This window comes from Pedobacter flavus (genome assembly GCF_036324285.1).
Lineage (GTDB): Bacteria > Bacteroidota > Bacteroidia > Sphingobacteriales > Sphingobacteriaceae > Pedobacter > Pedobacter flavus.
In genome coordinates this window covers 219,995-242,853 of record NZ_JAZDQU010000001.1, presented here as the reverse complement: position 1 = coordinate 242,853, position 22,859 = coordinate 219,995, and the positions used below count along the sequence as shown (strand labels likewise).

General features: G+C 31.9%; 23 protein-coding genes. 16 read left to right on the top strand and 7 right to left on the bottom strand.

The annotated features are described in order from the left end of the window. Together VRU49_RS01090 and VRU49_RS01085 are read left to right on the top strand one after the other, a co-directional pair. Entirely contained in the window at positions 1-384 is a 384-nt protein-coding gene (locus VRU49_RS01090) for a TraR/DksA family transcriptional regulator (protein ID WP_330144923.1), read from the top strand. 25 nt (positions 385-409) lie between these two features. Beyond that, positions 410-1,012 (top strand): lipoprotein signal peptidase, encoded by a 603-nt coding sequence (locus VRU49_RS01085; RefSeq protein WP_330144922.1) that lies wholly within the window; start codon positions 410-412, stop codon positions 1,010-1,012. Positions 1,013-1,048: 36 nt separating this feature from the next. Here VRU49_RS01085 and VRU49_RS01080 read toward each other — a convergent pair whose 3' ends face one another. The 3 genes from VRU49_RS01080 to htpG all read right to left on the bottom strand — a co-directional run bounded on the left by VRU49_RS01080 (position 1,049) and on the right by htpG (position 4,797). After that, complete coding sequence (locus VRU49_RS01080) at positions 1,049-1,630, bottom strand: ORF6N domain-containing protein (protein WP_330144921.1); 582 nt, start codon at positions 1,628-1,630, stop codon at positions 1,049-1,051. A gap of 89 nt (positions 1,631-1,719) precedes the next feature. Beyond that, a complete protein-coding gene (locus VRU49_RS01075; RefSeq protein ID WP_330144920.1) occupies positions 1,720-2,706 on the bottom strand; it encodes a metallophosphoesterase in 987 nt (328 codons plus the stop codon). A gap of 204 nt (positions 2,707-2,910) precedes the next feature. Then, positions 2,911-4,797, bottom strand: coding sequence for a molecular chaperone HtpG (gene htpG, locus VRU49_RS01070; protein WP_348527728.1), 1,887 nt, complete (start codon positions 4,795-4,797; stop codon positions 2,911-2,913). Positions 4,798-4,987: 190 nt separating this feature from the next. On the opposite strand from htpG, the gene VRU49_RS01065 reads away from it, so the two are divergent. From VRU49_RS01065 to VRU49_RS01055, 3 genes are all read left to right on the top strand, one after another. Continuing rightward, positions 4,988-6,133, top strand: coding sequence for a putative sensor domain DACNV-containing protein (locus VRU49_RS01065; RefSeq protein ID WP_330144919.1), 1,146 nt, complete (start codon positions 4,988-4,990; stop codon positions 6,131-6,133). A gap of 383 nt (positions 6,134-6,516) precedes the next feature. Beyond that, positions 6,517-6,870, top strand: coding sequence for a PadR family transcriptional regulator (locus tag VRU49_RS01060; RefSeq protein ID WP_330144918.1), 354 nt, complete (start codon positions 6,517-6,519; stop codon positions 6,868-6,870). A gap of 3 nt (positions 6,871-6,873) precedes the next feature. Further along, on the top strand, positions 6,874-8,412 hold the full coding sequence (locus VRU49_RS01055) for a PspC domain-containing protein (RefSeq protein WP_330144917.1): 1,539 nt from the start codon (positions 6,874-6,876) through the stop codon (positions 8,410-8,412). Between the two features lie 94 nt (positions 8,413-8,506). Here the strand turns inward: VRU49_RS01055 and VRU49_RS01050 are convergent, their stop codons facing one another. Together VRU49_RS01050 and msrA are read right to left on the bottom strand one after the other, a co-directional pair. Beyond that, positions 8,507-11,239 (bottom strand): carboxypeptidase regulatory-like domain-containing protein, encoded by a 2,733-nt coding sequence (locus VRU49_RS01050; protein WP_330144916.1) that lies wholly within the window; start codon positions 11,237-11,239, stop codon positions 8,507-8,509. Positions 11,240-11,550: 311 nt separating this feature from the next. Next, positions 11,551-12,153: a peptide-methionine (S)-S-oxide reductase MsrA gene (msrA, locus tag VRU49_RS01045; protein WP_330144915.1), complete on the bottom strand. Its 603-nt coding sequence runs from the start codon at positions 12,151-12,153 to the stop codon at positions 11,551-11,553. 140 nt (positions 12,154-12,293) lie between these two features. Between msrA and VRU49_RS01040 the strand changes: the two genes are divergently transcribed. The 9 genes from VRU49_RS01040 to VRU49_RS01000 all read left to right on the top strand — a co-directional run bounded on the left by VRU49_RS01040 (position 12,294) and on the right by VRU49_RS01000 (position 19,650). Next, positions 12,294-13,256 (top strand): isopenicillin N synthase family dioxygenase, encoded by a 963-nt coding sequence (locus VRU49_RS01040; RefSeq protein WP_330144914.1) that lies wholly within the window; start codon positions 12,294-12,296, stop codon positions 13,254-13,256. Between the two features lie 359 nt (positions 13,257-13,615). Further along, positions 13,616-13,801, top strand: coding sequence for a hypothetical protein (locus VRU49_RS01035; RefSeq protein ID WP_330144913.1), 186 nt, complete (start codon positions 13,616-13,618; stop codon positions 13,799-13,801). A gap of 216 nt (positions 13,802-14,017) precedes the next feature. Beyond that, a complete protein-coding gene (rpsL, locus tag VRU49_RS01030; protein ID WP_330144912.1) occupies positions 14,018-14,425 on the top strand; it encodes a 30S ribosomal protein S12 in 408 nt (135 codons plus the stop codon). A gap of 17 nt (positions 14,426-14,442) precedes the next feature. Beyond that, on the top strand, positions 14,443-14,910 hold the full coding sequence (rpsG, locus tag VRU49_RS01025) for a 30S ribosomal protein S7 (RefSeq protein ID WP_330144911.1): 468 nt from the start codon (positions 14,443-14,445) through the stop codon (positions 14,908-14,910). Positions 14,911-14,950: 40 nt separating this feature from the next. After that, on the top strand, positions 14,951-17,065 hold the full coding sequence (fusA, locus tag VRU49_RS01020; protein WP_330144910.1) for an elongation factor G: 2,115 nt from the start codon (positions 14,951-14,953) through the stop codon (positions 17,063-17,065). Between the two features lie 94 nt (positions 17,066-17,159). Continuing rightward, positions 17,160-17,465: a 30S ribosomal protein S10 gene (rpsJ, locus tag VRU49_RS01015; RefSeq protein ID WP_008244591.1), complete on the top strand. Its 306-nt coding sequence runs from the start codon at positions 17,160-17,162 to the stop codon at positions 17,463-17,465. A gap of 156 nt (positions 17,466-17,621) precedes the next feature. After that, positions 17,622-18,665, top strand: coding sequence for a phenylalanine--tRNA ligase subunit alpha (gene pheS, locus VRU49_RS01010; protein WP_330144909.1), 1,044 nt, complete (start codon positions 17,622-17,624; stop codon positions 18,663-18,665). Then, entirely contained in the window at positions 18,665-19,075 is a 411-nt protein-coding gene (locus tag VRU49_RS01005; protein ID WP_330144908.1) for a Rieske (2Fe-2S) protein, read from the top strand. Before pheS ends, VRU49_RS01005 begins: the two co-directional genes overlap by 1 nt. Further along, positions 19,075-19,650, top strand: coding sequence for a TetR/AcrR family transcriptional regulator (locus VRU49_RS01000; RefSeq protein ID WP_330144907.1), 576 nt, complete (start codon positions 19,075-19,077; stop codon positions 19,648-19,650). The genes VRU49_RS01005 and VRU49_RS01000 overlap by 1 nt, the downstream gene beginning before the upstream one ends. 1 nt (position 19,651) lies before the next feature. Here the strand turns inward: VRU49_RS01000 and VRU49_RS00995 are convergent, their stop codons facing one another. After that, positions 19,652-19,876, bottom strand: a complete 225-nt coding sequence (locus VRU49_RS00995) for a helix-turn-helix domain-containing protein (protein WP_330144906.1) — start codon at positions 19,874-19,876, stop codon at positions 19,652-19,654. A 210-nt stretch (positions 19,877-20,086) separates the two neighbouring features. On the opposite strand from VRU49_RS00995, the gene VRU49_RS00990 reads away from it, so the two are divergent. Next, on the top strand, positions 20,087-20,197 hold the full coding sequence (locus tag VRU49_RS00990) for a phenylalanyl-tRNA synthetase subunit alpha (RefSeq protein ID WP_330144905.1): 111 nt from the start codon (positions 20,087-20,089) through the stop codon (positions 20,195-20,197). Between the two features lie 42 nt (positions 20,198-20,239). On the opposite strand, the gene VRU49_RS00985 is transcribed toward VRU49_RS00990, so the two are convergent. Continuing rightward, positions 20,240-21,100, bottom strand: coding sequence for a PorP/SprF family type IX secretion system membrane protein (locus tag VRU49_RS00985; protein ID WP_330144904.1), 861 nt, complete (start codon positions 21,098-21,100; stop codon positions 20,240-20,242). A 331-nt stretch (positions 21,101-21,431) separates the two neighbouring features. On the opposite strand from VRU49_RS00985, the gene rlmD reads away from it, so the two are divergent. Beyond that, a complete protein-coding gene (gene rlmD, locus VRU49_RS00980) occupies positions 21,432-22,859 on the top strand; it encodes a 23S rRNA (uracil(1939)-C(5))-methyltransferase RlmD (RefSeq protein WP_330144903.1) in 1,428 nt (475 codons plus the stop codon).

Below are 22,859 nucleotides of genomic sequence, written 5' to 3'. Positions count from 1 at the left end.
ATGGAAAGCACCAACAAGACAAGGTATTCAGATGCAGAATTGCAGGAATTTAAAGAATTAATACAAGAAAAATTACGTATTGCTCGTGAGGAGTTTAATTTATTAACCTCTTCTTTGAGTAATCCTAATGCTAACGGAACAGAGGATACTTCAGGTACTTATAAAACATTGGAAGACGGTTCTGCAACTTTAGAAAAAGAACAAATTAATCAATTAGCAGCTAGACAAAAGAAATTTATCGAAAATCTTGAAAATGCTTTAGTCAGAATTGAGAATAAAACGTACGGTATTTGTAGAGAGACAGGAAAATTAATCCAAAAGGAGAGATTAAGAGCTGTTCCTCATGCTACCTTAAGTATGGAAGCAAAATTGAAGCAAAATTAAGATCATATTGAAGTAAGCGTTTAAGATGAAGGGGTATACTAAACCAGTATTATTAATCATTTTTGTTCTATTAGCCGACCAAATTTTAAAAACTTGGATTAAGGGTAATATGTATTTAGGTCAAGAATTTAAAATTCTTGGCAATTGGTTTATCATTCATTTTACTGAAAATAATGGTATGGCCTTTGGAATGGAGTTTGGAGGTGAATTCGGTAAATTATTTCTTACTTTGTTTAGATTAGTTGCCGTTGCAGGAATTGGGTATGCGATACATTATTTAGTAAAGCATAAATACCATAGAGGCCTTATTCTTAACGTTGCCTTAATTTTTGCTGGAGCGATGGGCAATATAATTGATTCTGTATTTTATGGCGTAATTTATGGCTACGAAACCTTGTTTCATGGTCGTGTTGTAGATATGTTTTATATGCCAATAATACAAGGCACTTATCCAAGCTGGTTCCCATTTTGGTCTGGCGAGCCTTTCATATTTTTTAGACCTGTATTTAATTTAGCGGATGCGGCAATTTCTATTGGTGTAGTCTCTATTTTGCTGTTTCAAAAAACTTACTTTAAGGAAGAAATTATAGACGAAGTGCCAATAAATAATGAAATAGTAGAAGAATAATATCAATATGAATTAACAACAAATTCTGGATTTTATTTAATCCAGCGTTTGTTTTTCTTCTCCTATTTTAAATCCAATAAGCACTTTGTCATTGGATTTTAGAAGTGCATTTTGGTCCTGAACATTGTCTATGAATTGAAAAAGTAAATCAATGTTTCTACTTTGTCCATCTTGCCTTTCAACAATTGAATTCATGATTTGCTTTAAGTCAAGTAATTCAATTTTCAATTCCGAATAATCGGTTAACATCTGCCTTACTTGGGTAAATATTCGCATAATTCGGATATTCATCTCTATGGCAGATTTACTATTAATAACACTTGATAGCATAGCTACACCTAATTCTGTAAAAACATAAGGAAGGTATTTGCTATGTTTTCCTTGAGCATTTAAGGTCACAAATTGTGACCTTAAATGCTTATACTCTTGAGCTGTTAATCTGAACATAAAGTCTGCAGGAAATCTTTCTATATTCCTTTTCACTGCCTGATTTAGAACTTTTGTGCTTATTCCATATAACATAGCAAGATCCTTATCTAACATTACTTTTAATTGACGAATTATATAAATCTTAGAAAGTAGCGTGTGGTCTGTAGTGTTATTGTTTTCAATTTCCATCTTAGTCGTTTTAATTACTAAGTACGTTAATATATTTAAGAGAGGAATGAAACGTGTTTTTTTGTAAATTTTTTAGAGTAATAGATTGATTATGTGTTTACACATTTTACAAGGTCTGCTTCTTCGAGTATAACTTTCTCTGATTTATCAAGACCAACATTAAACCTCCATTTAACCAGATTAATTTTGCCGTCTACGAGTTCTAATCCTGTAATATCTCCATCACTATAGCAGCAGCAACCTGTGTTAAAATAGGATTGTTTAAAAGCTTTATAAGTTGGTATAGTTTCTCCATTTTTTAGTTGTTCAGCTAGTTTTTCTTCAAGTTCATTTTGAAGAGATTTGTTTTGGGACTCCCTAGCAAGTTCGAGTTGAAGATAAAGGCGTTCTATATAAGTTAGCGATTGAAAAATAGGTTGATGGGTATGCCCGGTTATCAGTATTAAATTGTCTTGTTCTGCAACCCATTCGTACATGATTTGGTTATGGTGAGATTTATGTTCTGTATTGTAAGCTGGGGTATTTGGATTTATTTCCAAATATATTTGTAGTGGAGCCCAAATAATTGATATAAACCATTTACTAAACCAATTGCCATCACTACTTTTATCGCCTTGATGGCCATGGGTTAAAAGAATTTCTAGATTCTTCTGCTGTTGAGTATAATTGAGCAGGATACCTTCATAAATTTTTACTGGAGATCCATATATATCGTTTAGGTGAAAAGAAGCTAAGGGGTCATTGTCCCAAAATAGATCGTGGTTGCCAAATACCTTATAAAATTTATTTTGTTCATGAAATTCTTTTTCTATTTTGAAAGTAGCTTGATTATGTTTTTTAACTTGTTGTACTGTATTTTCCCAAAATTCTTCGCTATCACCTAAGCTAATAAATGTATAGCCTTCAGCTAAATACCATTGCAATGCTGCGGTGTAATTGGGTTCGGCCAGTCTGAAATCGTCTGCTAAATCTTTGGCTCCTCTGTGCTGATCGGAGAAGATAATTATTTTGGAGGTGTTAACTATATTTAGTTTATAGCCTCTTTTTCCGGGTTCATTCTTTATTTTTTGCCTCAATACAGATAAAGCATCAAACACCCTTAAACGATTAGGGTTACTTGAAAATTTTTTAGATAATCTAAGTATTAACGGGGAAAGAGTTTTTTGTAGGTATCTTTTAATCAATGGAGTAAAATATTTATCAATATATTATAAAAGCATTAAAATAAAAAATCCCGATGATTATAACCATCGGGATTTTAACTAAAACTTAATAATAAATTAAATTAACTCTACACTTCTACTTACAAAAGCAGTAAGTTCTGGACCTTTTAGCATTCCTTGTGCAAGTAATGCTAAATCAACAGCTTGTTGAGCTAATTTTTCTTGATCTTGCTCTTTTGCTGAAAGAATTTTTGATATTAATTTATGATTACCATTTATACTTACTTTATAGCTATCTGGCATTTGGCCATAAAAGCTCATTCCGCCACCCATTTTAGCCATATCTTTCATTCTACGCATAAATTCATCCATAGAAACGGTTACAGGAAGTTCTTCAGGGTGGTAACCTTCAACCTCAACCGTATAACCAGGTTTGGTAATAACTTTTTCAAAAAGTGCTTTAATTTTTCCTGATTCTTCTTCAGATAAAACACTTTCAGTTTTTTCGTCTTTTTCGATAAGTTTATCCGCCAAGCCACTATCAACTCGTTTTAGCAAAGTTTTCTCTAATTTTTGCTCCATTTGATTAACAAAATGTGTATCAATTGGCGTATTTAAAAGGAGAACATCATAATCCTTTTTCTTTGCAGATTGAATAAAAGTGTCTTGAGTGGTTGGATCTGTAGCATATAAATAAACCACATTACCATTTTTGTCTGTTTGAAGCGGACTTACTTTATCTTTATATTCGTTTAAAGTGAAAAATACGTTTTCTGTGTTTTCTACTAATGCAAAATCTTTCGCTTTTTCATAAAACTTCTCTTCGCTCACCATACCATATTTTACAAACAGACCTATGTCGTTCCATTTATCTTCGTAAGCTTTTCTATCTTTTTTGAAAAGCTCATCAAGTTTATCTGCAACTTTTTTGGTGATGTAATTGTTAATCTTTTTTACATTACTATCAGCTTGCAAGAAACTTCTTGAAACGTTCAATGGAATATCAGGCGAGTCGATTACCCCATGTAATAACATTAAAAATTCGGGTACAATATCTTTTACTTCATCAGTAATAAATACTTGTCTGCTAAATAATTTGATTTTATTTCTTTGGAAATCAAAATCGTCTTTCAATTTAGGGAAATATAAAACTCCAGTTAAGTTAAATGGATAATCTACATTTAAATGAATCCAGAAAAGTGGATCTTCTGCAAATGGATAAAGTTGTTTGTAGAAATCTAAATAATCATTATCTGTTAAATCGGTAGGCGATTTAGTCCATATTGGAGAAGTTGTATTGATGATGTTTGGAACTTCAACAGATTTATATTGAGTTTTTCCATCAGCATCTTTTCCGTCTTCTTCTTGGATAGATTTTGTGCCAAATTGAATAGGAATTGGCAGAAATTTGCCATACTTATCTAAAATTTCTTGAAGTTTAAATGATTCAAGGAATTCTTCGCTATCTGCATTTATATGAAGGGTAATGGTTGTACCTCTAGTAGATCTAGAACCTTCCGAAATTTCAAATTCTGTACTACCATCGCATACCCATTTTGCAGGTTCTGCATTTTCTTGGTAAGAAAGTGTATCGATTTCCACTAAATCTGCTACCATAAATGCAGAGTAAAAACCTAAGCCAAATTTTCCAATAATTTCATTGGCATCTTTTGCGTCTTTAAATTTCTCTACAAACTCACTTGCGCCTGAAAATGCTACTTGGTTAATATACTTCTTAATTTCATCGGCTGTCATACCAAGTCCATTGTCGCTAATGGTTATTGTTTTAGCCTCTTTATTAACTGCAACTTCTACCAATGGCTCACCAATTTCACCATTAAATTGGCCTAATGCGGCTAATCTTTTAATTTTCTGAACAGCATCTACCGCATTACTTACAAGTTCTCTTAAGAAGATTTCGTTATCAGAATATAAAAACTTCTTAATAATGGGGAATATGTTTTCGGTGTGAATGGATATACTTCCTTTTTCCTTTATGCTCATATATTAAAATTATAAATTGTTTATTTTCCTTTTATCAAGCTATGTTCCAATTTATATTAATTGTCAGAATGGCAGAAATACCTAATTTTTAATGGATAGATGAAATAATAAAATATTAATTATCAGAAATTCTGACGTTAAATATATCAAACTAAAAAATGTTAAATTTATATTTGATTTTTAGATCAATATGCCTAACAACTCCTCGTACATAGTAGCTCAACAGATTTCTTCAAAAATTGAAAGTATTTTTGCTTTACATATAAACGAAGCTTTGCTGCAAGGCGAATCAAATTTGGCAATAAAACCTTCTAAATTTGTTGTAGAAACGATAATTGATGTGGCGTTTTGGACAAGTTTAAGGAAGGAAGAAGGTCATTCTCCAAAGATTTCATTGGCCTACGTTTATCCTAATCAACTTTCCAATACATTATATTTTAAAAAACCTTTACCATTAACATCAGATGCCTTAACCAAATTGGCTTCTGGAGTAGAACGAAGTGGTGTACACATTGGTATTTGTGAAAATGACAATGGTGAATTATGTGCTTGGGGTACTACAATGAGTTTACCTAACTACTGTTTGGTGGTTGATGTACCTGAACCTGGATTATTAGTTGTTAAACATCGAAGGATATCTGGATTGGGAAAATTTACCAATGTGGCTATTTTGAAAGGAGATCAGGTAAAAATTATTAATAATGATTATTCTACAAATCCAGATAATCCAGATGTAATTCTTGCCTTATTAGATAAACTACCAGAGGCTAAGTGGAGTGATGAAGCTAATATTATGATTCAACTTGCTATATCAATGCGCCGACATAATAGAGGAGGAGCATTACTAATTGTAGATCATGAAATTGATAATTGGAGAGACTCTGTAGTAAATCCAATTAATTATGAAATAGACCCACCTTATGGGCGCTTGGCAAATCTTATTTTTCAAGATAAAAAGAATGCAAGTGAAATATTTTGGCAAACCGCATTAAAAAGGGAAGTGGATTATATTGCAGGACTAACAGCTGTTGACGGAGCCACTATTATTTCCAAACAATTTGATTTATTAGCATTTGGAGCCAAACTTACAAGGGCAAAAAATAAATCCCATGTTGGGAAAATTTATTTTTCGGAACCTGTTGAACATAACGAATTGAGAGAAGTTTATTCGGGTGTGGTAGGTGGTACCAGACATCTTTCGGCGGCGCAATTTATACACGATAATATTGATGCTATTGCATTAGTGGCTTCCCAAGATGGACATTTTACGATTTACAGTTGGTCGGAAAAATTAAACAGAGTTCACGCGCACCGTATAGATACATTATTGGTTTAATAAATAATGGCTATTAAAACCGCCAAAATAAATAAGAAACACAAAAAATATCTGTCTGCACTTATCCATTGTTGTCTTCCAATGGTTTTATAATTAAATCTATCTATACTAGAGGTTGGGGAGAATAAATTAATCAACTTTAAAATTGTACTCATAATTAATGCAGTTATTAGGTTCTAAAAAATTGATTCTTATTAATTAGAACATCCTTAATTATTTTAAGTTTTAGCAAGCTTATTAAATCGTATTCCTGAGACGATTAATTAAAATTTGCCTGATTTTATTCTATTAATATAAAATTATTAACTTGATTATCAGTATTTTATAAATTATTATAGTACTATGTATTGCATAGTACATTATAAAACATATATCTTTGTTATATGATAGCTGAAAATACACAAACCCAAATGCGTAAAGGTATATTGGAATATTGCGTGCTTCTAATTATATCTAAATCTGAGATTTACGCTTCAGATATAATTGTAGAATTAAGGGAGGCCAAATTATTGGTAGTAGAGGGAACCTTATATCCTTTATTAACTCGATTAAAGAATAATGGGTTATTAAGTTATAACTGGGTAGAATCTACAACTGGTCCGCCGCGTAAATACTATATGCTTACAGAAAAGGGAAAAGAAATATTGGAGCAGTTAGACACCACTTGGAGCGAATTGGTATATGCCATAAACTGCTCAAAACAGAGAAAGAACACATCGGAAACCATAAATAAATAGGAGATGAAAAAGACATTAGCAATTAACATAGGAAATTCAATAATTTATTTAGAAGAAGACGCATTTGAGTCTTTAACAACCTATTTAACGGGTATAAAGAAACATTTTTATAAATCTACAGACGATTTAGAAATAGTAACTGATATTGAAAATAGGATAGCAGAACTATTATTGGAGAAATTGAAAACTCATCAAAAACAAGTAATCAATTATCATGATGTACAAGAGGTAATAGCGGTGATGGGTAATCCAGCTGACTTTGAAGAGAGCGAAGAAGATCAGAACATGACTTTTCAATCGGCAAGAAAACAATTGTACAGAGACGTTGATAAGAAAATAATTGGCGGGGTTTGTGCGGGTTTATCGCCTTACTTAAATGTCAGTGTTAACATAATAAGATTGCTGTTTTTAGTTTTTATTTTTTTGTGGGGATTTGGGATTATCTTTTATCTAGCCCTTTGGTTAATTGTTCCGCCTGCAAAAAGACGATTAGATAAAATGGCTATGCATGGAGAAGTACCGGACCTTCAAGGATTTAAAAAGAGATTTGAAGAAGAAATGCTATTTGCCAAGAGTTTCGACAAGTCGTTTCCAGCGCAATTGGTAAGTGTTATAAGTGATATATTTAAGTTTATTGGAAAGATATTCTCAACATTAGCCCAGTTTTTTATAAAATCTATTGCGTTTTTTGTGATACTGTTCGGTATTGGTTTTATGTTGATTTTAATCATCACAACTGCAAGTTTTGTAGGGTTTTTAGATGAAAATACCATGTTGTATTTTCCTTTGAATATAGTTAATCCGGAATTTCATGATGGAATATTATTAGCCTCATTTATTACATTATTCATTCCGATTTTAATTTTAGTTTTATTATCAATTCGTTATTTGTTTAATAAGCAAGTAATAAATAGAACCTTATCTTATTCATTGTTGGTGATATGGATAGCTGGAGTTTGTTCATCAGCTTATTACATAGCTAGAATATCTAGTGAGTTTAAAGAAACAGCAGAAATAACAGAAAAAGTAAATCTTCCAGTTCTTAAAACTTACGTCTTAGAATTAGATAAGTCTAAAAATTTAAACAGACTTGATAGTTTAAACTATGGCCTATTAAATATGCCTTCGAAATTTATAATTATTGATGACTATGATAACAATCCATATAATTACCCTAGAAATGTGAAATTGGATTTTGTAGCCAGTGCCAATAATAATGCATATCTATCAAAGAATTTTCAATCACAAGGATCTAACTTTAAAGAGGCGTTAGATAATGCTAGAGCAATAGATTATAAATTTCATATAAGTAAGGATACCATCTACCTATCTCCAAGATTGGCATTACAATCAAAAAACTGGAGAAATCAGGAAGTTGATTTAACATTGGGCTTACCCATTGGCACAAAAATTAAATTTGATAGGGAATTGGCTGAATATTTAGGCTTTAGCTATTTAATATGCTTAGAAGATCAAAGTACATACGAAATTACTGAAGAAGGATTAGTTTGTACAAAAACACATACAGATAGAAAAGATTAGTTTGTAAAAAAGCCGGAAATCATTGATTCCGGCTTTTATTTTTTTTTAAAATCGTAAAATTTTCAGATGTAATTCTGTCTAAAAATATTTCAATCTATTTTACGATATACTTGAACACAGTTTTTATTACATTACCAGATTCATCAATCCCTTCTAAAGTAGCTTTATAATTTCCTCGTCCATCTGCATTAAAAAACTCAACATTCGATTGCCCTTTTTCATTAAAAGTTAATCTTGGGTTCCAATAAACTGTAGATCTAAGATCTGTAAAATTTAATTCGGCTGGATTTACACTGTACTTAGGTACATAAAATTTTCGCTCTAAACTATATCCTTTTGGCTTATATTTTACAGTATGTCCTTCTGGGATTAGGCTTTTTAAATCGTTCAATGAAATTTTTTCGCCCTGATTGTTTTTAATATCTTTTGTGTTTATAACAAGAACCCCACTGGTGTTATTGGCTTTACTAATTTGACCAATTGGATCTCTTAAAAACACTTGGATGTTCACCACTTCGCTTGGTAGTATTGTAGTTAGTGAATTAAAGTCTATTAGGAAGTTATTTAAATAAATAGACATTGGAATTCTACTTCCTGCATTAAACTCTCTTGTTATGTAAAAATTGTTTTCGAAATAAGTAACCCCAACAATTTTAGTTCTTAAACATTGAGTTAGCACATTACAAGGCATAATATATGAGGCATCTATTTCATCGTCTGCCATCATAGGTAATGTACTCAATGCAGGGTGGTCTCTGTGCGATGGTTTTTTTACTGCTGTTGATTTAAACTCCACCTCTTCAATGAATTGAAGATTACGATATTGCTTTGAATTGTTTTCTAAATATTTTGCAATAGCTACATCAATATTTTCAATTTTATCAGCAGAATTTTTATTTGAGCTATAAGCTGGTTCAGGGAATCCATCTACTATTAGCATTAAATCAGATGGATTTGGATTATACCTTCCAGTAATTACAACCTCTAAAGAATCTGTAAAAACCAAATCAGGGAATGAGAACTTCCCAACTGTAGAGGTAGTTATCTGTTTATTAAATCTAATATCAGGTATGGTTAACAATAAAGTTCCTTTATTTACAGGAAGTCCAGTTTTTCTTCTTAAAGTTCCGGTAATATTTATACCCTGTTCTGGCAAAACCTTAATATCTGGATATAATCCATTCAATAGATTTTTATATTCAAATCTAGTATATCCTTGAGTCAACATCAGAATATCTAGTTTTAGCAATTTATCATCATTGATATTATTGAAATAGAAATTAGGTTTTTCCACATAACCTTTTAGATCTGAAGTTAAGAGCAATGTACTTAGTATAGATTGATCAGCATCTTCATCAAAAGGGACCTTGCTTTCATCTATTACAGAGAGTGAAAAATTCTTTAAAGTTTTATAACTGGCTGTATCAATTGAGCCTATATTAAGTTTCACTAATTGCTTAATACCGTAACTAGGTTTATCTGATTTAATTGTATAGTTAAATTCTGCTGGTTTATGCACAAAAACTAATCGCTCACTTACAGGAGAACCAGTATGACTAAAAAGTGTAATTTGAAGTAATCCTGAAGGTAAATCTGTTTTCGGGATTTTAAAAGCTGTTAACTGTTTTTGAATATTTAGCGTAGCAGAAAAGTAAACAATGCCATTCATTTGGCCAATAACATAAAATGATTTATTGCCTTCTTCATCAATTAAATTTTGTGTGGCAATTAACTTTACATTTATTTCTTCTTTAGATAATGAGGATGTTTGAATGGTAATTCCTTTAGTTTTCGGTTCTGGTAATTTAAATGAAGCTGATGTGCCATCTGGGAAGCTTACTTCAGCAGAATAGGAATTATTAATTTCAGAATTTAGATAAAAACTACCCATTCCTAGGTGAGATGTATTGAATTCTGTAATTTTTTGTTTGTTTTTATCAAAAATAACCCCTTTAATAGCTACTCCTAATCCATTTGCCCCAATTGCTTTAAATCCTATTTGCTGCGGTATACCTAATAATAAATCTCCTCCTTCTGGAAAAAATTGAACATCGTAATCGCCTACAATTTTGGGTAATGTAATTGTAGTATTTATGGGTTTGGAACCATCACCTAAGTCTACAGTTACACCAATTTGAGCGGTTTTGCCTAGAACGTCCTTTTTAGGATCATTAATTATTGGGACAATAATTGCGCCTGTAGCATCTGTATTTACTTTTCCTTTATTTATTACATCGAAATTGGAAAGGAGTTGCCAATTTATAGATTTAGCACTTAGAATCTTTTGATTAGGATCTTTAAAAATAATCTTTGCAGATAATTTCCCATCTGCATTTTTAATATATTGAATATTGGTATTTACCTTTTTATTTACTCCCTGTCCAATTGGAATATTTTTATAGAAGAAGTAATCAGACCCAAAATTTAACATCCATTGAGTGTAAGCTCTTATATAGTAATTTCCTTGTTTATACTTGTCAACTATAAGTGGGATGTTACCTGCAGCACCTCCATCCGTAACAGGTAATTTAAGTTGAGTCATTAAGGAATCGAACTCATTGTAAAACTCGACGTACACAATTTTACTTAAATCAGTAGGTTGGTTTTGTCCACGTGTAACATAAGTTTTTAACCAAATTGTATCTGCTGATGCGTAGTAAGGTTTATCGAAATGGATATAAATTTTCTCAACCGGACTAGATCTATCAAATTCCTGAACTTTAGTAACAATTGAGTTTACCGTAGAAGCGTCTTGTTGAGCATTAACATTTTGGTAAAACGTTAAAAATACGAGTATAAATAAGAAAGATTTTAAAGGCTGTAACATCCCGCTAATATATTGATTAAAATTTTTGAAAGGACTTAAATCGGTGATTTTAACATAATTTAAGATAGATATTTTTAATTTTTAAACAAAAAGGCGGGCGGAGTTTGATAAAACAATATCAATCATATTATTCACAAGACAAAAAAAAGCCCCTAAAATTTTATGAAAATTAGGGGCTATTAATTCTTGATTTAAAGGTTATGGGTTACATTCGAGGGTAATATTTCTTCCTTTGTAAAATAGGTAAAATTCAGATCTTCTATTTAGTTGGTGAAAATCTATCATTTTAACATCTTAATTCATGATTTTTGTTATCTATTTTTTAATTTACTCTTAAATAGCGCTTCTAATTTATTGAGTTTAGGTAATATAACTTGTTTGCAATAAGGGTTCTCTTTGTTTAGGTTATAATAATCCTGGTGGTAATTTTCTGCAACGTAAAAAGTTTTAGTTGGCGTAATTTCGGTTACAATTTTATTCTTAAATATTTTAGCCTTATCAATTGCATCTTTATATTCTTGAGCCAAAACTTTTTGTTCCTTATTATGGTAGAAAATTACAGATCGATATTGCGTGCCTACATCAGCTCCTTGTCTATTTAGGGTTGTTGGATCATGAATTTTCCAGAAAATCTCTAATAATTCTTTATAGGAAATAATGTTTGGGTCGAATTGAAGCGTTACTACCTCTGCATGGCCAGTTTCGCCAGTTGTTACTTCTTGATAGCTTGGGTTGGGGACATGGCCACCCTCATATCCTGATTTTACATTATATACGCCTTTTAAACTTTTAAAAACTGCCTCAGTACACCAAAAACATCCCATTCCAAACGTTGCTCTTTGCAGATTTTTATTTTGTGCTATGCTAACACTTGAATAGAGTGAAATTAAAGCAAGAAAAATTAATCGTCTCATAAAGTAAAGATTTAAATATCAAAGATAAACTTATATAAAACTTAGTTGTTCTTGACTTTTGTCATTTTTTTAATGCTTAGATTTGAAAAATAATTTAATCGTTTAATAAATTCTTAAATTAGATAAAAATTAGAATTCATATGTCTTCACCTTATATTCCATGTCTCGATTTAGGTTCTTATATAAATGGGACTGAAGAGCAAAAATTAAAATTTAGCAACGACCTAGGATTAGCGTTTACCAATTCGGGTTTTGTAACCATAACTAATCATGGTATTAGTCAGGATTTAATAGACAAACTTTATGAAAACATTAAAGGTGTTTTTAGTTTGCCTACAGCTGTAAAGCAGCACTATGAAAAGCCGGAATTGGCGGGTCAGCGAGGTTATACCAGTGCGGGAAAAGAAACAGCTAAAGGAGCAAAAACTGCTGATTTAAAAGAATTTTGGCAAATTGGGCAAGTTGTTAGTGATGGAGATGTTATTAAATCAGAATATCCAGAAAATGAATTTTTAAAAGAGATTCCTGATTTTAATACAGTTACTAGAGAAATTTATGTGCAATTAGAACGTAATGGGAAATATTTATTAAGAGCAATTGCTACTTATTTAAATCTGCCTGTTGACTATTTTGATAAACATGTTCATAATGGAAATTCTATTTTAAGAGGAATTCACTATTTTCCAATAGAAAATCCAGATGCTTTGCCAGCAGATGCTGTAAGAGCTGGTGCTCATGAGGACATAAATTTAATAACCTTATTAATAGGTGCTAGTGCAGATGGATTAGAAGTTTTAACTGCTCAAGGAGAATGGCTACCAATTAAAGCGCACCATTCTGATTTAGTAGTAAATGTAGGCGATATGCTTCAGCGTTTAACCAATAATAAACTTAAATCTACAACGCATAGGGTTGTAAATCCGCCTAGAGAATTAATGAAAACCTCTAGATATTCTGTTCCTTTCTTTTTACATCCAAGAAGTGATATGGATTTAACAAGTTTGCCATCTTGTATAGATGAAAATCATCCGAAATTATTTAGTGATATGACTGCAGGCGAATATTTGGATGAAAGATTAAGAGAAATTGGACTAAAGAAATAATTCTCATAACTTTTAAAATACTGTTATTGTAGAAGCTCAACCTTTAGGTTAACGAAATGTAGCTAAAGATCCTTCAAATTATGAAATTCCTTTTCATGATATTAATTGAATAGATCCTTTGCTGCATTTCGATTCATAATGATGCGTTGGGTGGAATCTGCTTAAGAGGAACAAATTGGCGGTAATTAGGATGTAGAACATCATTTATTCTAAATAAAGCTATTAAAAATCATTTCGTATATACCACTGGGTTGTTTTTAAAATTTGAGCATTGTTAATATTAGATCTCAAAATCGAAACGTTTAAGTTCACTGTTTTTATTCTCAGCGAAAATGTACATTTGATTAATATTAAGAAAAATGATTAGAATAACAGCAGAAACACCCTTGGAAATCTTAAGAGAAGTTAAAATTGGGAATTTAGTAACTGATACCTTTAGTAAGACCGGATTGGTAGAAGCCATTGAGGTAAAAGACGACGGATTGTTTCTGTGTTTTTCATTTCAACTTGTAACTGGTAGAACTATCGTTATAAAGAAGCGTTAAAAAATATAATCATCTGTGGCATCACTCTTAGGTAGCTAGATTTAATAGGTTAACTGAATCTAGTCTTAATCAAATAATTGAGTGCGTAAAACCTTATAAATATTTGTAAATCAATTCTTGATTCTGTCGAATTAAATTTCTACCTTTGCAAACCCGAATTGAGATTTGTTCTCAATGGGATAAAAATTTATAACAAAAAAACGAAAAAAAAGCAAAATGCCAACCATTCAACAATTAGTTAGGAAAGGTAGAGTAGCACTGGAGTTTAAGAGTAAATCTCCAGCGTTGGACAGTTGTCCACAGCGAAGAGGCGTATGTACAAGAGTATATACAACTACCCCTAAGAAGCCAAACTCAGCAATGCGTAAAGTAGCGCGTGTACGTTTAACTAACGGGAAAGAAGTGAATGCTTATATTCCTGGAGAAGGTCACAACTTACAAGAGCACTCAATCGTATTGATTCGTGGTGGTCGTGTTAAAGATTTACCAGGAGTACGTTACCACATTATTCGTGGTGCATTAGATACATCTGGAGTAGCTGGAAGAAATCAGCGTCGTAGTAAATATGGTACAAAACGTCCTAAACCGGGTCAGGCAGCTGCACCGACAAAAGGAAAAAAATAATCAGGAGGTAAATAGAAATGAGAAAATCAAAACCAAAAAAGAGAATCATTCTTCCTGATCCAAAGTTTAACGATGTTCAGGTTACAAGATTTGTAAATAACATGATGTATGATGGAAAAAAATCCATTGCATACAGTATTTTTTATGATGCGGTTGATTTAGCTGAGCAAAAAGCTGGAGAAAGCGGATTAGAAATATTTAAAAAAGCATTAACTAACATTATGCCAGCGGTAGAAGTTAAGAGTCGCCGTGTAGGTGGAGCTAACTTCCAGGTACCAACTGAGGTTCGTCCTGATCGTAAAATTGCCTTGGGTATGAAATGGTTAATTTTATACGCTCGTAAACGTGGTGAAAAAACCATGAAAGAGAAATTAGCAGGTGAGATGGTTGCTGCTGCAAAAGGAGAGGGTGCTGCTGTTAAGAAAAAAGAGGATACACATAAAATGGCAGAAGCTAATAAAGCATTCTCTCACTTTAGATTCTAGTCTTTTAATTTTACAATAATACTCGTTTAATACATAAAAAATGTCAAGAGATTTAAAATATACTAGAAACATAGGTATCGCAGCTCACATTGATGCAGGTAAAACTACAACTACAGAGCGTATATTATATTATTCAGGTGTTAACCATAAGTTAGGAGAAACTCACGAAGGTTCTGCTACTACAGACTGGATGGCACAAGAGCAAGAGCGTGGTATTACAATTACTTCAGCAGCAGTTACAGTTAACTGGGCATATAGAGGTAATAAATATCATATGAACATTATTGATACACCCGGACACGTGGATTTTACCGTAGAGGTAAACCGTTCGTTACGTGTATTAGATGGTTTAGTGTTCTTGTTTTCAGCGGTTGATGGTGTTGAGCCTCAATCTGAAACTAACTGGCGTTTAGCAAACAACTATTCAGTTCCTAGAATTGGATTCGTTAACAAGATGGACCGTTCAGGTGCAGACTTTTTAAAAGTTGTTAAGCAAGTTAGAGACATGTTGGGTAGCCACGCTGTGCCACTTCAAATTCCAATTGGTTCTGAAGATGCTTTCAAAGGAGTTGTTGATTTAATTAACAACAGAGGTATTGTTTGGAATGAGCATGATAAAGGAATGACTTTTACTGAAGTTCCAATTCCTGAAGAAATGTTGGATGAAGTTGCTGAATGGAGAGAGAAATTATTAGAGGCAGTTGCTGAATACGACGAGTCTTTAATGGAGAAATTTTTCGATAATCCAGATTCAATTACAGAGCGTGAAGTATTAGATGCATTACGTAAAGCTACTTTAGATGCTAAAATTGTTCCTATGGTTTGTGGATCATCTTTCAAAAATAAAGGTGTTCAAACTATGTTGGATTATGTAATGGAATTATTGCCTTCTCCAATGGATGTTGAAGGTATTAAAGGTACAAATCCTGAAACTGGTGAAGAAGTAGTTCGTCAACCAGATGTTAAAGAGCCATTTGCTGCATTAGCATTTAAAATTGCAACAGATCCATTCGTAGGTCGTTTATGTTTTATCCGTGTTTATTCGGGTAATTTAGAGGCGGGTTCATATATTTATAACACTCGTTCAGAAAATAAAGAGCGTATTTCACGTATCTTCCAAATGCACGCTAACAAGCAAAACCCTATTCCTAATGTTGGAGCTGGTGATATTGCTGCTGTAGTTGGATTTAAAGATATCAAAACAGGAGATACACTTTGTGATGAGAAACATCCTATTATCCTTGAATCTATGAATTTCCCTGATCCAGTTATTGGATTAGCAATTGAGCCAAAAACTCAAGCGGACGTAGATAAATTAGGTATGGCTTTATCTAAATTAGCTGAAGAGGATCCTACTTTTAAAGTTCAAACTGATGAAGAAACTGGTCAAACAGTTATTTCAGGTATGGGTGAGCTTCACTTAGATATTTTAATTGATCGTTTAAAACGTGAATTTAAAGTTGAAGTAAATCAAGGTGCTCCACAAGTAGCTTATAAAGAAGCTATTACTGGAACAACTCAACACCGTGAGACTTATAAAAAACAAACTGGTGGTCGTGGTAAATTCGCGGATATCCAAGTTATTATATCTCCAATTGATCCTGATTACGAAAAAGGTGGTTTACAATTTGTAAATGAAATTGTAGGGGGTGCTATTCCTCGTGAATATATTCCTTCAGTTGAAAAAGGTTTTGCTTCGGCAATGTCTAACGGTGTAATCGCTGGATTCCCGTTACCGGATATGAAAGTTAGATTAATTGATGGTTCATTCCACGCAGTCGATTCAGATGCATTATCATTCGAGATTGCAGCTCGTCAGGCTTTCCGTGAAGCATTACCAAAATGTAAACCAGTTTTAATGGAGCCAATCATGAAGATTGAAGTATTAACTCCAGAAGAAAACATGGGTGATGTTATGGGTGACTTAAACCGTCGTCGTGGTCAACTTCAAGGTATGGACACTCGTGCAGGATCGCAAGTTATTAAAGCGATGGTTCCACTTTCTGAAATGTTTGGTTATGTAACTCAATTACGTACCATTACTTCAGGTCGTGCTACTTCAACTATGGAATTTGATCATTATGAACAAGCTCCTAAGAATGTTCAAGACGAAGTAATTGCTAAGTCTAAAGGAAAAGTAAAAATTTCTGAATAATTAAAACAACCGATGTTAGCAATAACATCGGTTTATTATAATAAACCCGATTATTGTTACTAATAGCTCTAACAATAATCTTAATTAAATTAAAATGAGCCAAAGAATTAGAATTAAATTAAAATCTTACGATTATAATTTAGTAGATAAATCTGCTGAGAAAATCGTAAAAACAGTTAAGCCTACAGGTGCAGTTGTTAGTGGTCCAATTCCATTGCCTACTGAAAAGAAAATCTTTACAGTTTTACGTTCACCACACGTGAACAAAAAAGCTAGAGAGCAGTTTCAATTATGTGCTTATAAACGTTTATTAGACATTTATAGCTCAAACTCTAAAACTGTAGATGCTTTAATGAAATTAGAACTTCCTAGTGGAGTAGAAGTAGAAATTAAAGTTTAACTATAATAATACTTTTTATAGAAAGGGTTTATCGTTTTACGCGATAGACCCTTTTTAGTTTTTATAGATCATTAAGATTTTAAAATTCACAATATTGGCTGTAAAAATATAAATGTTAACTTCTAAGCTTTAATTTTTTGCCGTATCTTTACCATTATGTTGCAAAATAGTATAAATCAATATAGTTCGGAGATTGAAAGTTTTTCTTCAACAAACCCTGCGGAAATAGAACAATTTAGAATCCGTTTCCTTGGTTCAAAAGGAATTGTTAAGGAATTGTTCGATGCATTTCGTGAAGTAAGTAACGAGGAGAAAAAAACACTTGGGAAAGTTCTTAATGAATTTAAGCAATTAGCTGAAGCTAAATATAAAGCTGTATTTGAGCATAGCAACAGTTTAAATACGAATTCAAAGCCAGTTAATAAATTGGATTTATCCCTACCTGGTACCGGAATCGATATCGGTAGCAGGCATCCATTGGCTTTAGTGAGGAGGGAAATTGTAGAGATATTTAGTAAACTTGGTTTTACAGTTTCTGAAGGACCTGAAATTGAAGACGATTGGCATATATTTTCTGCATTAAATTTTCCTGAAGAACACCCTGCTCGAGATATGCAGGATACATTTTTCATTAAGAAAGATGCAGAAAATGGAGACATTGCTTTGCGTACTCATACATCCTCAGTTCAAGTAAGGTTAATGGAACAAGGAAAACCGCCATTTAGAGCTATAATGCCTGGCAGGGTTTATAGGAATGAAGCCATATCTGCTAGAGCTCATTGCTTTTTTCATCAGATAGAAGGGCTATATGTAGACGAAAAGGTGTCATTTGCTGATCTTAAACAAACCCTTTTCTATTTTGTACAAGAGTTATACGGAACAGGAACAAAAGTAAGATTCCGCCCTTCTTATTTTCCGTTTACAGAGCCATCAGCAGAAATGGATATTGAATGTAGTATCTGTAAAGGAGATGGTTGCCAAATGTGTAAAGGGAGTGGATGGGTAGAAATATTAGGTTGCGGAATGGTAGATCCTAATGTTTTAGAAAATTGTGGTATTGATAGTAAAAAGTATAGTGGTTTTGCATTTGGTATGGGAATTGAAAGAATTGCCAATTTAAAATATGAAATTAAAGACTTGCGTTTGTTTTCTGAAAACGATGTTCGTTTTCTAAAACAATATACCTCAAACCTTATTTAATGAAGTTATTTAATCTTTTAATCGGTTTTGTACTTATAAGTACTGGTTGTGCGAAAATGGAGGAAAACTTAATTGATGTTCCTGTAAACTTTTCTGCGCCTTTAACTGACCCTAGATTAAATAGATTAAATAGTATTGGGGGTGCCGTAACGATAGATGGATATGGTTTAGCAGGTTTAATTATTTATAGAGGAACAAATGGATACGTAGCTTTCGATCGTTGTAGTACCGTAAATCCTAACCAGCGTTGTGCTATAGAACTCGATTCGCCAACTATAACGGCCACAGATCCATGTTCCGGCGCTAAATTTTTATTAAGTGATGGAAGTCCAGTTAAAGCGCCTGCTGTTATTGGATTAAAAAGATATTCTGTAACCATTGCCGGGAATAATTTAATAGTAACGAATTAATGGAAGCAGCTAAAATAAAAGAAAGTGTATTTATCGCTTCGAGAGACCTTTTTAAAAAATACGGTTATCATAAAACAAGTGTAAATGAAATTGCAAAAAAGGCTAGAATAGCAAAAGCAACGATTTACAAATATTTTGAAAGTAAGGAACAAATTCTAGATACCATTTTAATGGATTATTTAGATGTTAATTTAAATGAGATTCTAAATAATAAAGCCAAATTTGCGAATGAAGAAGAGCATTTAAAGGCTTTAGTAATGCGTACTTGCAGGTTGTCTTATACCGTTTGTAATGAATTTATAGGTTGGGATTTTGTAAAACAAAACACCAATTCTCAGGAATTTTTAAAAAATTTATCTGATCAGTTAGAAACCTTATTATTGCATGCATACCTTAAATTAGATCATTTTAAAAATAATCCATCGCGAAGAAATGGTTTAGCATTTCTTTTAAAGGCTAGTAAAAGTATAGTTTTTTCTTTTGCCTTCACCTCAGTTAGTGAAGCAGATGTAAGAAAAAACTTTGTAAGTTTCCAGAAAGATATGCTTCCTTTTCTAGTTAAAGCGGCACTATAGATTATCTTTTTTTGAAGTAATCATTTTCTTCAAAAGTTAAAATGTGCTCTACTGTTGTTTTTAAAACAAGCGCAATTTCTTCTAATCGACTTATTTTTAGGTTGACTTCATTTCGTTCAATTTTTCCATAACTGTTAATGGAAATCTTTAATGCATGTGCCATATAGGCTTGTTTAAATCCTCTTAAACCTCTAATTCTTCTAATGTTAAATCCAATGTTATTCATGTTATTGAGTTATTAATTAATTGTGATTAATAATTAGCTCAATTTTAGGATGAGTGAATTTATTCTCTTGATTTCAAAAATCAGAATTATGAATGTATAAAGAAAGTGTTAAAGTATCAACTTTAAGTTAACAAAATAACAACAATTTTTTAATATACCAATTTGGTTTTGGGTATAAAAGTTGTTATATTTACAGAAAAGGAGGTGTATATGAGTAATGAAGTCTTAGAAATGTCTGTACAGTTAGATCAAGAATTTGATGTTACTTTTAATTTATTTGAAGGTATTTTGGGGTATATAATTCGCGTGATTGGTAAATAATCATAATTTAAGAATATTATTATATTCCCCAAATCTTCATTTTTAAAATAAGTGATATTTAAGATTTAATTCAAAATTCCCATTTGAATTGGTTTTAATTTGTCCTGTTTCTGTAGTATATATTGCCTGGATTGCAAGTTTATTATTAAATGTAAGTGTTCCTAATCCGAAACTAGCGGCGTTAGAGCTATGATACATTCCCATAAAATTGAGTTTGTTTTCTAAGAAGCCAAATCTAGCACCAAAGTCATAAAAATTATCAACTTTTCTAAATGTCCTAACTCCTACTCTAGGTTCAATCTGAACATCATTGGTGTTTAATTTATAAGCTATTGCTCCCATAAATTGTTCTGTAAAGGCAAATTGGTTCTGATTATTGTTAAACAATGAATTTAAATTTGGTAGTGAAACTTGTACAGTTAATTCGTTATTTGTAAAAGCCATGCCAAAATCTCCATTTAATTTTGTTCTATCAATATCATTTTGGTTTAATGTAGGATCATTGGGATTGCCTATTAAATCTTGTTTAAGAATTTTATCGTAGTTAACACCAGCTGAAACACCAAAATGTAATTGATTGTATCCGTTTAAATTTAAATGGTATGCATAGGTTAATAATGCTTTCGATTGTCTAAGTATCCCTGTTTTTTCAGAGTAATAATTAAAGCCTAAACCAACTTTCCCTGTTCTATATTGACCATTAATAGAATAATCTTGGGGTGACCCAGGTATGCCTGCCATTTGCTTTCTTATACCTAAAAAAATACTCATACCGTCATCTTCACCTGCAAAGGCTGGATTTGCAATATATTTATTGAAATAGTATTGTCCGCCTGTTGTATTTGATTGAGCAAATGATACAAATGAAGTCAAGGATAAAAATATTGAAAAAAATAACTTCATAATTAATTTATTAACATTCATGTGTATTTTTTGTTTCTATAGTTTAATTTTTCTGTTTCTTATATTTTAAACCATAGTTTATTGGTTTAATTGTGGCGAATCTAAATAAAAATATTTCTTTAAGGCAATAAGTACTGTGTATTTTACATAATTTTAGATGCGAAGTGAATGTTTTCTAAAATATAGTAACAATAGCAAACTGATAGTGTTAATATTTAATTTTATTGAAATTTATTATTGTTTGGATTTTTAATTTAAGTATCCACGATTCTGGATATTCATTCGCTTAAATTTTTATATTCTCTTACTCATTCTCCGTATATTTGCATTAATGGGTAGGAAAACGAAAAAATTTGAAGTTCAGATTATTGAGGATGTTCAAATTATTGATATTGCAGAAGAGGGAAAGGGAGTTGGAAAACATGAGGATTTAGTAATTTTTGTTGAAAAGGCTATTCCTGGAGATGTTGTGGATGCAAGAATTTATAAAAAGAAGAAAAATTTTGCTGAAGCATCAATTCATGCAATTAAATCACCTTCTAAGTATAGAGTAGAGCCATTTTGTACGCATTTTGGTGTGTGTGGTGGTTGTAAATGGCAGAATATGTCGTATGAAGGCCAATTAATTTATAAACAAAAAACGGTATCATCCGCATTAGAGCGTTTATCGAAAACTGATACTAGTGAAATGCTCCCAATTCTTGGTTCAGCTAAGACTACTTATTACAGAAATAAATTAGAATATACTTTCTCTAACAAAAGATGGCTTGAAAACCAAGATGTTGAAATCTCTGAGTTAGAATACAATGCGCTAGGTTTTCATATCCCGGGTAGATTTGATAAAATTTTAAATATTGATCATTGTTATTTACAAGAAGAGCCTAGTAATAAAATCAGAAATGAGATACGCAATTTTTGCTTAGAAAATGGAATAAGCTTTTATGATTTGCGTAATCATGAAGGGGCGTTAAGGAATTTAATCATTAGAAAAACCAGTTCTGGAGAATTAATGGTTTGTGTGGTTTTTGCTTATCCATTGGAAAATGAGATTAATAATCTGATGGAGTTTGTTAAAATTCAATTTCCAGAAATCACATCATTATTATACATAGTAAATCAGAAAAAGAACGATACTATTTTTGACCAAGAGATAAATGTTTATTCTGGAAGAGATCATATTTTCGAAGAGATGCCTTCAGATGAGGCACATCCAGCTTTGAAATTTAAAATTGGGGTTAAATCATTTTATCAAACAAACTCTGATCAGGCATACGAATTATATAAGATTACACGTGATTTTGCCGAATTGGAGCCACATTATTTAGTTTACGATTTATATACAGGAGCTGGGACTATTGCTAATTTCATTGCTAAAGAGGTTAAAGAGGTTGTTGGAATAGAATATGTGCCAGATGCAATTGAAGATGCAAAATTCAACTCTAAAATAAATGATATTCATAATACCAAATTTTATGCGGGTGATATGAAGGACTTGTTGACAGGTGATTTTATTAAAGCTCATGGTATTCCTGATGTTGTAATTACTGATCCCCCAAGAGCAGGGATGCATGTTGATGTAGTAAATAGGTTATTGGAGATGGAGTGTAAGCGTATTGTTTATGTGAGTTGTAATGCAGCTACCCAAGCCAGAGATTTAATTTTGTTAAAGGAAAAGTATAAAGTCACCAAAATAATGCCTGTAGATATGTTTCCACATACGCAACATGTTGAGAATGTAATACAGTTAGAGTTAATTTAA

Bases quoted from the DNA above. Each gene is read 5' to 3' on its own strand.
- VRU49_RS01090 (WP_330144923.1), top strand. From the start codon at position 1: ATGGAAAGCACCAACAAGACAAGGTATTCAGATGCAGAATTGCAGGAA.
- VRU49_RS01085 (WP_330144922.1), top strand. From the start codon at position 410: ATGAAGGGGTATACTAAACCAGTATTATTAATCATTTTTGTTCTATTA.
- VRU49_RS01080 (WP_330144921.1), bottom strand. From the start codon at position 1,630: ATGGAAATTGAAAACAATAACACTACAGACCACACGCTACTTTCTAAG.
- htpG (WP_348527728.1), bottom strand. From the start codon at position 4,797: ATGAGCATAAAGGAAAAAGGAAGTATATCCATTCACACCGAAAACATA.
- VRU49_RS01065 (WP_330144919.1), top strand. From the start codon at position 4,988: ATGCCTAACAACTCCTCGTACATAGTAGCTCAACAGATTTCTTCAAAA.
- VRU49_RS01060 (WP_330144918.1), top strand. From the start codon at position 6,517: ATGATAGCTGAAAATACACAAACCCAAATGCGTAAAGGTATATTGGAA.
- VRU49_RS01055 (WP_330144917.1), top strand. From the start codon at position 6,874: ATGAAAAAGACATTAGCAATTAACATAGGAAATTCAATAATTTATTTA.
- VRU49_RS01050 (WP_330144916.1), bottom strand. From the start codon at position 11,239: ATGTTACAGCCTTTAAAATCTTTCTTATTTATACTCGTATTTTTAACG.
- msrA (WP_330144915.1), bottom strand. From the start codon at position 12,153: ATGAGACGATTAATTTTTCTTGCTTTAATTTCACTCTATTCAAGTGTT.
- VRU49_RS01040 (WP_330144914.1), top strand. From the start codon at position 12,294: ATGTCTTCACCTTATATTCCATGTCTCGATTTAGGTTCTTATATAAAT.
- VRU49_RS01035 (WP_330144913.1), top strand. From the start codon at position 13,616: ATGATTAGAATAACAGCAGAAACACCCTTGGAAATCTTAAGAGAAGTT.
- rpsL (WP_330144912.1), top strand. From the start codon at position 14,018: ATGCCAACCATTCAACAATTAGTTAGGAAAGGTAGAGTAGCACTGGAG.
- rpsG (WP_330144911.1), top strand. From the start codon at position 14,443: ATGAGAAAATCAAAACCAAAAAAGAGAATCATTCTTCCTGATCCAAAG.
- fusA (WP_330144910.1), top strand. From the start codon at position 14,951: ATGTCAAGAGATTTAAAATATACTAGAAACATAGGTATCGCAGCTCAC.
- rpsJ (WP_008244591.1), top strand. From the start codon at position 17,160: ATGAGCCAAAGAATTAGAATTAAATTAAAATCTTACGATTATAATTTA.
- pheS (WP_330144909.1), top strand. From the start codon at position 17,622: ATGTTGCAAAATAGTATAAATCAATATAGTTCGGAGATTGAAAGTTTT.
- VRU49_RS01005 (WP_330144908.1), top strand. From the start codon at position 18,665: ATGAAGTTATTTAATCTTTTAATCGGTTTTGTACTTATAAGTACTGGT.
- VRU49_RS01000 (WP_330144907.1), top strand. From the start codon at position 19,075: ATGGAAGCAGCTAAAATAAAAGAAAGTGTATTTATCGCTTCGAGAGAC.
- VRU49_RS00995 (WP_330144906.1), bottom strand. From the start codon at position 19,876: ATGAATAACATTGGATTTAACATTAGAAGAATTAGAGGTTTAAGAGGA.
- VRU49_RS00990 (WP_330144905.1), top strand. From the start codon at position 20,087: ATGAGTAATGAAGTCTTAGAAATGTCTGTACAGTTAGATCAAGAATTT.
- VRU49_RS00985 (WP_330144904.1), bottom strand. From the start codon at position 21,100: ATGAAGTTATTTTTTTCAATATTTTTATCCTTGACTTCATTTGTATCA.
- rlmD (WP_330144903.1), top strand. From the start codon at position 21,432: ATGGGTAGGAAAACGAAAAAATTTGAAGTTCAGATTATTGAGGATGTT.